The following is an 11,750-nucleotide window of genomic DNA, read 5'->3' on the forward strand; positions in this document are numbered from 1 at the left end:
CGAGCTCGTCGGCGCGCAGGCCGTCCGGCCAACCGTGCACGATACGGCGCCAGGCGGCGGGGACCGCGGACGCACCGTAGCGCGCCCCGAGCAACCCGCCCGCGATCGCGGCGACCGTATCGGTGTCGCGGCCGCCGCGCACGGCGATCTCGAGGGCGTCCTGCAGGTGCCCGGCGGGGGTGGCGGAGACGGTGCCCGCGGCGGACGCACCGCCGGACGCGCTCCGCGGCTGGACGATCGCCGACCAGGCCGCCTGCAGAGCCTCCACGACCCAGCCGTTCCGGCTGAAGTCCGACGGAACGCCGGCCTCGGCCACGACGAAGCGCGCCTCCCAGAGCGCGCGACGGTCGGCGGGCAGGGCGTCCAAGCCCACCCGGACGTCGAGGGTGCCTTCAAGCACCGCGTGCCGGATGGCCAGGCACCAGAGCACGCAGGCGTCGCCGGCATCCGTTTCGAAGTGGGTGAGGGTGCTGATCGCGCGGGCGACGGCGGCGAGTGCCACCGGGTCGTCGAGGTAGGCGAGCGCGACCGGAGCCGTGCGCATGAGCGAACCGTTGCCGCCGCTGCGGCCGTGCCGGTCGTGGTGGGCGCGGGCGACGACACGCACCGCGGATGCCGTGGGCTCGGTTCGAGACAGCACCGCGCGCAGTTGGTTGCCCACGTCGGGTGCCGTGCGGGCCCACAGGGCCCAGGCAGCCACGATCTCGTCGAGCACGGCCTCGTCGCGGAGGTCGTGGCCGGCCGCGATCGCGTTCACGATCGGCACGGCCATGGAGGTGTCGTCGGTCCACTCGCCGGGGGCCCAATCGAACCCGCCGCCGCCCTTCATCGTGACCGAGGCGTCGCTCGCGAGCGGCGGGTCAAACTCGTAGCCGGCGCCGAGGGCATCACCGCAGGCCATGCCCAGCAGTACGCCGGCGGCGCGGTCCAGTTGTGCGGACGTCAGTTTCAAGCGTTTCCCCCGTGCGATCGTGCAGTGGTGCAGTCCGTGAAGTCCGGCTCTGGCACGCCCGTTTCCGGGCCCCGCCGAGGCTCACGCCCCCGGAATGAGCCTACGGGCGAAACGCTGTCTCCGTCGCCGCCTCGTTCGAGGGGCAGGGAGGGGCACGGGGCAGTGACTCACCGCTGTCGGCCTGCGGCCCGGCGGCCTCTACGGCCCGAACGAATTCGACGGAGATTTTTCCAAAAAGTGCCTTATAGCCCCGAAAAAGCGCCCAAAACCGGCTCCAGCACGAAAATCTCCGTCGAATTCGTTCGACGCCGGACCCGGCACCCCGGCCGACTCGTCAGGGGGTGTCGACCCCGCCGAGGTAGGCGTTGATCAGCACGGTCAGCAGCGGCGGAACCACCATCAGCGCGGCGGCGGCCGAGGCGCCGATGCCGCTCAGCTTCCACAGTGTGCTGCGCGCGTGCGCCTGGCGCACCTCGGCGTCGAGGGCCCGGAACGCGGCCAGCGGCTGCTCCGTCGGCGGGAAGACGGGGGTCGGCCAGGTGGCCGGGTCGTCGATGATCGCGGCGACCTCGGCCAGTTCGGCCGCACCGAACACCAGGGGCTGGGCGAGGAGCCACCGCCGCAGACCGGCGGCGGTGATGACCTTCACCCGTTCGGGCGTCTTCTTGATGGTCAGGGACTTCGGGTCGACGAGCGCGATGACGGGCTGCGCGGCGGCGAGGCGTGGCATCCGTTCTCGGAGCAGCCTGGTGACCCGATCGGCCTCGTGCTCGGCGTTGCGCAGGTGCGGCACACGGTGCCCCGAGATCATCAGCGTGGTGCCGGCCACCCAGACGCCCTTGCCACGGTGGTTCTTCGTGTTGAGGGTGAAGAGGCCGCCGGGGCCGATGACGACATGGTCGATGTCCGCGCCCTTCTTGCCGATCGGCACGGCGTGGAAGGCCGTCCACTCGGGCGGCAGGGTGGCGAGAATCTGGCCCACAGCGAGCTCGCCCTTCGCTCCGAGATACCAGCTGACGCTGTCGAGGCCGAGCGGCGAGACGCCGAAGAACCGGCCGAGGCCGGTGCGCTTCGGGGTGGTGCTCTGCTGCCGGAGCAGCTCCTCGATCACCGATCGGGCGGCGTGCTGATCCCCCATGGTGGGTGCCTTCGTCGTCATGTTTCCCCTGTCCCCGGGACAAATCTAGCGGGTGCGGGAGGGCCGGAGACCGGCCGGGGCATCCGTTGGCCGGTTCACACCGCCGACAGCACCGCGCCCGTGACGAGCTGATCCCGGCCGGAATCCTTGGCCTGGTACAGGGCTGCGTCGGCGCGCGCCAGCCAGCCCGCCACGGTCTCGCCGGGGGCCAGTTCGGCGAGACCGACGCTCACGGTGCAGGCCAGACCGGGTGCCAGAGCCTCCCAGTGGTGGCCGCGCACAGAGGACAGCAGGCGCTCGCAGGCCTGCTCGGCACACTCGAGGGAGGTGTCGGCGAAAACGAGCAGAAACTCCTCACCGCCCACGCGCACGGCCATGTCGCTGTCCCGGGTGACGGCGCGCAGCAGGCCCGCCATGGCGTTCAAGACCTGGTCGCCCGTGGCGTGTCCGTGCTCGTCATTGACCCGCTTGAAGTGGTCCATGTCGATCATCGCCACGCAGATCGATTGCCGGGTGTCGCGGGAGCGGCCCATCAGGCGCGGCAGCCGGCGGTCGAGGGCCCGGCGGTTGGGCAGCCGGGTCAGCGGGTCGGTGTTCGCCTGCACGTCCAGATCGTCGGCACGGATGCGCAGCCGCGCCGCGTCGAGCTGCGACCGCTCCGCATCGTGGCGCGCCTGCTCGATCCCCAAGGTGTTGATCAGCATCTGGGACTGGATGCCGGCCGTGTCGGTCGTGCGCTTGAGAATCAGGGCGTGCAAGATCTCGACGTGCTCGAGCGCCTGCTCGAACCGGCCGCACTCCTTGTGCATTTCGAACAGTGCCTGCTGCAGCTTGATGTGCAGCGCCGGGTCGTCGTCGAGGGCGGCGACCAGCAGCTGGGCATTCATCATCGCCGTGGCGCCGTCGATGTCACCCTCGGCTCGGGCCACTTCGGCCAGCTGAGCGTCGTTGTTCTCCTCAAGGCTGCGGAACCCGTGCGCCTTCGCCAGGCGGCGGGACCGGCCGGCCTGCTCGCGGGCCTCCTCGTGCTCGCCGAGTTCGATCAGGATACTGACCAGGTTGGTGCGGGCGATGCTCTCGTAGAAGTTGTGCCGCTGGGCGTGGGCCACGGCCACGGCCTCCCGCACGAGCAGGAGGGCCTGATTCAGGCTCATCTGCGCGTTCTGCGCCTGGGAGTTCTGCGCCTGGGCGTTCTGCGCCTGGGCGTTCTGCGCCTGGGCGTTCTGCGCTTTCTGCGCCTGTGCGAGCTCCAGAAGGCTGTCGCCGAGGTTGTTGAGCCCCACGAAGCTCGCCTCGGGGTCATCGATCGTGCGCGCCAGGGCCAGCGCCTGCCGCCCCAGCTCGAGACCCCGCTCGGCCTCGCCCATGCCCTCGTGCACCATTGACGAACGGCTGAGCGCCCAGAATTCGGCCAGTGCGCTGCCGCTGCCGCGGGCGGTCTCCAGCGCCGCGAGCGCGTGACGCAGCGCCGGCTCGTAGAGCCCGGTATCGCTGTAGGCCAGCGTCAGGGTGCAGTGCACCTTGGACTGCCGAAGCAGGTCATCGGTGCCGTTCAAGAAGTCCAGCGCCAACAGTCCCTGGTGAACGGATGCCTCGTAGTCGCCCAGTCGCAGCCGGTGCAGCGCCAGGATTCCCCGCGCCTGCGCCTGCTGCAGCAGCGTCGCGCCCGCCCGGGCCAGCACCGCCTCGGCCTGCGCGACACCGTCGAGATGGCGCCCGCCGGCGCTGGAGCGCTCGCACTCGGCGAGCAGCTCGTCAATCGAGGGTTCGAGCGCTGGTTCTGGCGCTGGTTCGAGCGCTGGTTCTGGCGCTTCCGAAGCTGCCTGAGGCGCTGCTGGTGGTGGCAGGTCGATGGCCGGTTTTTCCCCTAGGTCGTGTGCGGCGTCCTGGTCTGACTGCATATTCAGTCCCCCAACTGTTTCCGCTTAGACCGAATGTAGCAGTCGGCCCGCCGCAAAAACCGGGTTCTGGAGCGCGGCGAAGAGGGGCCGCCGCCCCAAAACGAGGCGCACGCTGATCGGCTGGAGCGGGCATCCGTCGCGGCTCATCAGGGTGCCGACCTAGGATGATCGGATGACCGACCTTGCCTCCTCTCCCGTGTCCGACGCCCAGCGCCTCACCATGTTCGGGGCGGAGTGGTGCGGCGACTGCCGCCGCTCGAAGAAACTGCTCGACACACTCGAGGTCGACTACGACTACGTTGACCTCCTGCTGGTGGAGAACGGCGCCGACCGCGCCCACGCGATCAGCGGCCGCACCCAGATCCCGGTGATCCTGTTCCCGGACGGCACCCATGTGGTGGAGCCCAGCGACTCGATCCTGCACGCGAAGCTCACCCAGCTCGGCAGCATCCGCTAGCAGGCCGAACTCCCCGCGGCCCGGCGCGCTCTGGCCGGCTCGCGCGCCGCGCCACGCAGCCCGGCTCGTGCGGGTCAGCGCGGCTCGCGAGCCACGCAGCCCGACTCGCGCGGGTCAGGGGAAGTAGTCTCCCAGCACGCGCGCCGTCACGAGCGCGAGCTTGCGGTCGAGCTCGTCATACAGGGGCATCAGCGGCGTGGCGCCGGATGCCGTGTGCACCACTCCGGCGGAGTCGAAGATGGCGATCGGCTCGAGGTCGCAGAGCAGCGCCCAGAACGGCTGGAAGAAGTACACACTGCGGCCGCCGGACTCGAACTCTTCGAGGGTCATCGCGACATACTCGGCCCGCGCCCGCACGGTGGAGGGGAAGTCGCGGAAGTACTCGCATCCGGGGTCCTCCGGATCTTCGTCGTGCAGCATCGGCGCCGGAACCGCGTACCACTCGTAGCGGTCATTGGTCGCGGTGGCCAGCGCGCTGGCGATCACCCGGTAGGTCAGCGCCCGGGCGGACGTGGCCGGTGTGACCTTCGGAATGCCGAGCCCGGTCGCCACCTCGATGCGCTTGACGATCGCGTGCGGGCTGAGCGCGGCCAGCATCTGGATCCAGCTGATCTTGTTGACGACCCCGTCGACCAGGAACTTGCAGCCGCCCTCGAGGTCCCACTGCACGCTCATGCCGTCTTGCTCGTCGTGCACGATCAGCAGACGGTCGGCCTCGTCGACCTCCACCCCGGAGATGCGGAGATGCGGATGCCGCCGCACCAGTTCGCTCGCGATCCACCACATCTGGGCGGTGAGGAAGCGGTCCGCCGGCGGGTTGTACACCTCGTAGCCGTCGACTTCACCGTCGTCCTCCGAATAGAGGTCACTCTCGGCATTGGTGTCGCCGCCGTCGGTGCCGCCGTCGGTGCCGCCGTTCGTCGCGTGGTCGGTGGCGCCGTTCGTCGCGTGGTCGGTGCCGCCGTTCGTGCCGCCGTTGTCGCCTTGGGGCCGGAAGTTCTCGCTGGAATCGTTTGACTCTGCGTCACTCATAATCGCGTCCCTCCACTCGATTCGGCTCTGCCGGTACATCATCGTCGATCTGGGCCTCGCGCGAAACTCCCCATTCGAGGCCGACGGTGGGCGGCGCTCCTGCACAGGTGGGCTACTCCCGCGGTTCTGCACATGCCGCGTCGGCCGTGGCATCTCTGCGCCGGACCGCACATACGGTACCGGCATGACCACCGCCGCGAGTCGTTCCCGTCGACGCCCCTCGATCGATTCCGTGGGCGACTACCTGAACGAGATCGGCCGGGTGCCGCTTCTGGCCAAGACGGATGAGATCGAGCTCGCCCGGCGCATCGAGGTCGGGTTGTTCGCAGAGGAGCGGCTCTCGCGGCTGCGGTCGGGCCGTGTCGAGGTCGCCGGCTGTGTCGGAGCTGGGGCCCAGGTCGAGGGCGGATTCGGATTCGAAGTCGAGGTCGGGGGCGGTGGCGGGGCCAAGGTCGAAGTCGAAGTCGAAGTCGCCGGCTGTGTCGGGGTTGGGGTCAAGGTCGAGGTCAAGGTCGAGGTCGAGGTCGAGGTCGGAGAGGAGCTTCTTTGGCTCGCGGCCGACGGCAGGCAGGCGATGAATCACCTGATCTGCGCGAATCTGCGGCTGGTGGTGTCGGTGGCCCGGCACTTCGCCGGTCGCGGACTCGACCTCCTCGACCTGATCCAGGAAGGCAACCTCGGCCTGATCCGGGCGGTTGAACGCTTTGACCACACCCGCGGTTTCAAGTTCTCGACCTATGCCACCTGGTGGATCCGCCAGGGCATCCACCGCGCGCTGGCCGACCAGGCCCGCACCATCCGTCTCCCGGCCCACCAGGTCGAGGTGCTCAACGGCCTCAACCAGGTGCAGCGCCGGCTGCGGCAGCGACTCGGCCGCGACGGCACCGCCGCGGAACTCAGCGAGGCCAGCGGGCTCAGCACGGAGCAGATTGTGAAGCTGCGGAACCGCGCCGGCCAGCCGCGGTCGATCGACGCCCCGGTCTGGGCCGATCTCGGCAGCGGCCTCGAGAACGTGCCCTTCGGCGAGACCATTTCGGATGCCCAGGCGCTCGACCCCTGCGACGTCACCAGCCGTACCCTGATGCTGGAGCGCCTCGGCCGCCACCTCGCCCTTCTCCCCGGCCGCGAAGCGAGCGTGCTGGTCATGCGGTTCGGCCTCGGCGGCCAGGCCCGGAAGGCCCGGCGCGAGATCGGAGCCCACTTCGGGGTGTCCTACGACCGGGTGCGGCAGATCGAACTGCAGGCCTTGGCCCGGCTGCGGCCGTCGCTGGCCTCCGGGAGGGAGTCCGGGGAGAGCGTCAGCGCGTAGGCCTCCGGACGGCGGCGGTGCGGGGGCACAGGCGAGCGGTGCCGGGGCACAGACCAGCGGTGCCGGGGCACAGGCCGGCGGTGCCGGGGTACGACCGGGTTCGCGGCGGCATCCGTTTACCGAAATGCTTGACGGCGATTCCTCCGCGAGCGTAGCGTCAAACTGTTGCCCCGGACCCCGGTGACCACCTTTGCTGTGCCGACTGAGGGGGGTTCGATGTTTGGGAACGCGGGTGCGAAAGCGCCGACGGATGCCGGTGACCCACCGGGCGGGTCGGTCCGCGCCGCAGGGGGCCAGGCTCCGGTCTCGGCTCCGATCTCCTCTCCGATCTCCTCTCCGATCTCCGAGGCGTTGTCCGCCGTGCCGCCGGAGCGGGCCCGGCCCACCGAGAGCAGCGTCTCCCTGGTGAACAGCGATTCGGTCGGCAACTGGCTCGATCAACTGCCGGAGCGCTCCTGGGATCTCGGTCCGGGCGAGTAGTCCGCGGGTCCCGAACGGGCATCCGTCTGCCGAGGTCACTCGCGAGTGTCACCTTTCCGGTCGAGAGTGCCCCTTCCGCGGGTTTGGGAATGAATCCACAGAAACATGTGTTTGCATAGAAGTCGACGTGAAGTCAGACTATGCAGGGCAGTCTTCGCAAGGCAGCCTATGCAGGGCAGGCTGCGCACGTCGGACCGCGCATGCCGACCCCCTCGACAGACCGATACCGACCGACTCCCCGCCAGAAAGGGACCCATGACCCCGCAAACCTCCGGACTGCACCACGTCACCGCGATTGCCGGTGCACCTCAGCGCAACATCGACTTCTACGTGACCGGCCTCGGCCTGCGGCTCGTGAAAAAGACGGTCAACTTCGACGATCCCGGCACTTATCACCTCTATTACGGGGATGACGCGGGCCGTCCGGGTTCACTGCTCACCTTCTTCCCCTGGACGGGGATCTCCAGCGGGCGTCCCGGCTCGGGGCAGTCCACGTCCACCGCGTTCTCGGTGCCGGCCGGCAGCCTCGGCTGGTGGGCCGGCCACTTCAAGGAACTCGGCGTCGACTCCGAGTTCGTGCGCCGCTCCGCCGACGAGGAACGCCTCTCCCTGCGCGATCCCGACGGCCTGCAGTTGGATCTCGTTGCCTCGTCGACGGTTGATCCGCGCAATCCGTGGGACTCGGCATCCGTGCCCGCCGAATACGCGGTGCGCGGCCAGCATTCCTCGGTGCTCACCGTCGCCGACCCCACCGGCACCGTCGAGGTGCTCACCCGCGACCTCGGCATGCACGTGATCGAGGAGACCCCCGACCGCATCCGGGTCGGTGCCGGCGACGGAGTTCCCGGCAACATCGTCGACATCATCGCCGACCCGAACGGGCAGGTCGGCTTGACCGCCGGCGGCAGCGTGCACCACATCGCGTTTCGGGTGCCGGACAAGACCACGCAGGAGCAGTGGCGTCAGGAACTCGTCGCGCGCGGCTACGGCGTGACGGCGATCCTCGACCGGCAGTACTTCACGTCGATCTACTTCCGCGAGCCCGGCGGCGTGTTGTTCGAGATCGCCACGGACACCCCGGGCTTCGACATTGACGAGCCGCTGCTCGAACTGGGCCGCTCGCTCAAGCTGCCGCCGTGGCTCGAGCCCAGCCGCGACCAGATCGAACGCGCCGTCGCACCGATCACCCTGCCGAGGGAGAACAACCCTGCCCTCGTCGCGGGTCAGTAGGCGGCCCCGATGAATGAGATGCCCGACCTCGACCTGCCCGATTTCGACCAGGCCGACTCCGATCGCGCTGCCGCTCACCGGGCCGCCGGCGACGTGGCCGCCGCCTGGGAGCAGGCCGCCCTCGACTGGCCGCACGTGTTCCGGGCCGGCCGGCCCGCGGCATCCGTGGGCTCCGACGCGCCGGGAGCCGACGCAGCCGGAGCCGACGCGCCCGTGTTCCTGATGCTGCACGGCACCGGCGGCAACGAGCAGGAGACCCTCAACCTCGCCGACGCGCTCGACCCGGCCGCGACCGTGCTCTCCCCGCGCGGACGCGTGACCGAGGGTGGCATGCTGCGTTGGTTCCGCCGCCTCTCCGAGGGCGTGTTCGACGTGGACGACGTGGTGATGCGGGCCGGCGAACTGGCCGGTTTCATCGCGGCGGCCCGGCAGCGCTACGACCTCGGCGACCGCAGCATCATCGCGGTCGGTTTCTCCAACGGCGCCAACATCGCGCTGGCCACGGCACTGCTCTACCCCAAGGCGCTCGACCGGGTCGTCGCGTTCTCGGGCATGTTCCCACTCGACGATCGAACGCTCACGACGGACCTCGCCGACACCGCGGTGCTGATGCTCAACGGGCGCTCAGACCCGATGGCCCCGCTCGCGAGCGCAGACCGGGCCGCCGCGACGTTCACCGCGCACGGCGCCGAGGTCGAGCGTGAGCTGCGCGACGGCGGTCACGGCATCGCCGCAACGGATGTCGCCGCCGCCCGATCCTGGCTGGCCCGCCAAGCGCAGGTCCGCGCGTAGGCGCGCCGTGAGGGAGCAGCCCGCGGCGGAAGCCCTTGATTTCGAGTACCGGACGCAGCGGCAGCGCGTGCTGTTCGGCAGCGGACGCGCGGCGGAGTTGCTCGCCAGGGTGCTGAGCGAGTTCGGCGAGCACGGCGAGCTCGGCAGCAAGGACGACAAGCACGACGAGCACGACGAGCTCGACGGCAAGGACAACAAGCACGACGAGCTCGGCGGCAAGGACAACAAGCACGACGAGCTCGGCGGCAAGGAGTCAGGCACACCGAGCGCAACCCCATCCGGCACCGCCCAGGCCGCTGAGACCCCGGGCGCAACCGGTGGCACCAACACCGACAACACCCCACGCGTGATGGTGATCGCGAGCCGGCGGGAACTGGAGCGGTCCGCGGCGGTGCTCGCGGGCATCCGTGCGGCGGTGGTGTTCGATGAGATCGTGCAGCACGTTCCGGCGGAGTCAGCCGAGCGCGCCCATCGTGCGGCGCAGGCGGCCGACATCGACGTGGTCGTCGCCCTCGGCGGCGGGTCGGCGATCGGGCTGTCCAAGATTCTCTCGCTGCGCAGCGACCGCCCCGCCGGGCTGTCGATCGTGGCGGTCCCCACCACCTATTCCGGCTCGGAGGCCACCGCTGTCTGGGGGCTGTTCGAGAATGGTGTGAAGACCACGGGTTTCGATCCGAGGGTGCTGCCCGGCACCGTGATCTACGACCCCACCCTGACGCTGTCCCTCCCCAGCGAGCTGGGTGTGTCCAGTGCGCTGAACGCCCTCGCCCACGGCGTTGATGCGCTCTGGGCTCCGGGCGCGAACCCGGTCAGCGCGCTGATTGCCGCCGAAGGCATCCGGATGCTGGCGCGCGCCCTGCCGCGGATCGTCGCCCGGCCCGCCGTAGCCGGGGGCGATCCTGATCTGGGGGGCGGCGGCATCCGCGGCACGTTTGCCGCCCGGGAGGATGCCCTCTACGGCGCGTATCTGTCCGCGAACGCGTTCTCCAGCGCCGGTTCGGGTCTGCATCACAAGATCTGCCATGTGCTGGGCGGTGCTTTCGGGCTGCCGCACGCGCAGACGCACGCGATCGTGCTGCCGCATGTAGTGGCCCTCAACGCGTCGGCTGCGCCCGAGGCCGAGGTGCGGATCGCCGCGGCCCTGGGCTCGAGTTCCGCAGTCGAGGGGTTGCTAGCCCTGCGGAACAGCGTGCACGCGCCGACTGCGCTGCGGGACTTCGGGTTTGCGGAGTCGGACATCGCCCGGGCTGTGGAGCTGATCCTGCCGGCGGTTCCCGCGTCGAACCCGCACCCGGTCACGTCCGACGACCTGACCGTGCTGCTGCGGAACGCCTGGGCCGGCACCGCCCCGGGCAGGCGGTAGCGGTCGGGTACCGCTCGCCGCCTGCCGCCTGCCGCTCACCGCTCGCCGCTCGCCGCCTGCCGCCTGCCGCCTGCCGCCTGCCGGTCGCCGGTCGCCGGTACGCCGGTCGCCGCTTGCCTGATGACCGCCCAGCGTCGCCGTTTCTGCCGAATGACGCCGCTCTACCGACGACACTGGGCAGAACCGGCGACTCTCGGCGCAGCAGCGGCCCCGCGTCCGCCGCCCGCCGCCCGCCGCCCGCCGCCCCGAACTGGCGGTCGAATTCGGCGAGCAAGGGGTCCCGCCACTCCCCTTGCCGCGGACACCGGGCGCGCTAGGCTGCCAGCGGAAAAAGGGAGGCACAATGAGCAACACGGATCGCGGCGATGGTGCCGAGCAGAACAACACCAACCAGCACGGGTCCGAGCAGACCAACGCTGACCAGACCAACACCAACCAGACCAACACCAGCCGGACCAACGCTGACCAGACCAACACCAGCCAGACCAACACCAACCAGCACGGGTCCGAGCAGACCAACACTGACCAGACCAACACCAGCCGGACCAGTCCCACCCACGCGGACCAGCGCATGGTCCCCGTCGAACGGACCCCCGAGCAGTCCGCCGACCGTCTCTCCAGGCAGTTCGCCCAGGAATCGCGGCTGCGCATCCTGCGGAGCAAGGCCGCCGTCGCCCGGTCCGAGGTCGATGCGCTGGCCGCCGTGCACCTTGACGCCGACACCCTCGAGGATCTGCTCGACACGGCCACTCCACGAGAGGCCGAGCGGCTGCGCAAGTCCGAGCACGAGATCAGTGTGCGCGTCGCCAAAGCCCAGGAAAGGGCCGACGCCGCCGAGGCTGCCTACGAGCAGGCCGTTCTCGACGACTTCGACGAAGCCGAGCGCTGACGCCGCCGCGAGCACCGCCCGCTCGAACGAAGAACACGACGCACGAAGACGGATGCCGCACACCGGCATCCGGTTTCTGCTGCAGCCTCTCCCCCGCCGAGCCACCCGCCCGCCGAGCCACCCACCCGCCCGCCAAGCCGCCCACTCGCCAAGCCGCGCGCCCGCCGAGCCACCCGCCCGCCGAGCCACCCACCCGCCCGCCAAGCC

11 protein-coding genes are annotated in these 11,750 nt (G+C 70.2%); 7 read left to right on the plus strand and 4 right to left on the minus strand.

Annotation, left to right across the window (positions count from 1 at the left end; all coding sequences use genetic code 11):
* The 3 genes from E3O67_RS09550 to E3O67_RS09560 all read right to left on the minus strand — a co-directional run.
* On the minus strand, positions 1 to 952 hold a 952-nt coding region (locus E3O67_RS09550), incomplete at its 3' end, for an ADP-ribosylglycohydrolase family protein (protein ID WP_198418966.1).
* Positions 953 to 1,286: 334 nt separating this feature from the next.
* On the minus strand, positions 1,287 to 2,090 hold the full coding sequence (locus E3O67_RS09555) for a nuclease-related domain-containing protein (RefSeq protein WP_167726563.1): 804 nt from the start codon (positions 2,088 to 2,090) through the stop codon (positions 1,287 to 1,289).
* A gap of 95 nt (positions 2,091 to 2,185) precedes the next feature.
* Entirely contained in the window at positions 2,186 to 3,991 is a 1,806-nt protein-coding gene (locus E3O67_RS09560) for a diguanylate cyclase (RefSeq protein ID WP_135102553.1), read from the minus strand.
* A gap of 172 nt (positions 3,992 to 4,163) precedes the next feature.
* On the opposite strand from E3O67_RS09560, the gene E3O67_RS09565 reads away from it, so the two are divergent.
* Positions 4,164 to 4,448, plus strand: coding sequence for a glutaredoxin domain-containing protein (locus E3O67_RS09565; RefSeq protein WP_134428098.1), 285 nt, complete (start codon positions 4,164 to 4,166; stop codon positions 4,446 to 4,448).
* A gap of 114 nt (positions 4,449 to 4,562) precedes the next feature.
* On the opposite strand, the gene E3O67_RS09570 is transcribed toward E3O67_RS09565, so the two are convergent.
* On the minus strand, positions 4,563 to 5,480 hold the full coding sequence (locus tag E3O67_RS09570) for a hypothetical protein (RefSeq protein WP_134428100.1): 918 nt from the start codon (positions 5,478 to 5,480) through the stop codon (positions 4,563 to 4,565).
* Between the two features lie 184 nt (positions 5,481 to 5,664).
* Between E3O67_RS09570 and E3O67_RS09575 the strand changes: the two genes are divergently transcribed.
* From E3O67_RS09575 to E3O67_RS16945, 6 genes are all read left to right on the plus strand, one after another.
* The gene (locus tag E3O67_RS09575) at positions 5,665 to 6,789 is read left to right on the plus strand and encodes an RNA polymerase sigma factor RpoD/SigA (protein ID WP_134428102.1); all 1,125 of its coding nucleotides are present in this window, start codon (positions 5,665 to 5,667) and stop codon (positions 6,787 to 6,789) included.
* Between the two features lie 216 nt (positions 6,790 to 7,005).
* The gene (locus E3O67_RS09580; RefSeq protein WP_134428104.1) at positions 7,006 to 7,269 is read left to right on the plus strand and encodes a hypothetical protein; all 264 of its coding nucleotides are present in this window, start codon (positions 7,006 to 7,008) and stop codon (positions 7,267 to 7,269) included.
* Between the two features lie 255 nt (positions 7,270 to 7,524).
* Positions 7,525 to 8,499: a ring-cleaving dioxygenase gene (locus tag E3O67_RS09585; protein ID WP_134428106.1), complete on the plus strand. Its 975-nt coding sequence runs from the start codon at positions 7,525 to 7,527 to the stop codon at positions 8,497 to 8,499.
* Between the two features lie 9 nt (positions 8,500 to 8,508).
* Positions 8,509 to 9,291, plus strand: a complete 783-nt coding sequence (locus E3O67_RS09590; protein WP_241979148.1) for an alpha/beta hydrolase — start codon at positions 8,509 to 8,511, stop codon at positions 9,289 to 9,291.
* Between the two features lie 7 nt (positions 9,292 to 9,298).
* Complete coding sequence (locus E3O67_RS09595) at positions 9,299 to 10,654, plus strand: maleylacetate reductase (protein WP_241982098.1); 1,356 nt, start codon at positions 9,299 to 9,301, stop codon at positions 10,652 to 10,654.
* Between the two features lie 343 nt (positions 10,655 to 10,997).
* Complete coding sequence (locus E3O67_RS16945; protein ID WP_167726565.1) at positions 10,998 to 11,543, plus strand: hypothetical protein; 546 nt, start codon at positions 10,998 to 11,000, stop codon at positions 11,541 to 11,543.
* Positions 11,544 to 11,750 lie beyond the last annotated feature (207 nt).

Origin of the sequence: Cryobacterium sp. TMT3-29-2, assembly GCF_004564305.1 — a bacterium.
Classification (GTDB): Bacteria; Actinomycetota; Actinomycetes; order Actinomycetales; family Microbacteriaceae; genus Cryobacterium; species Cryobacterium sinapicolor.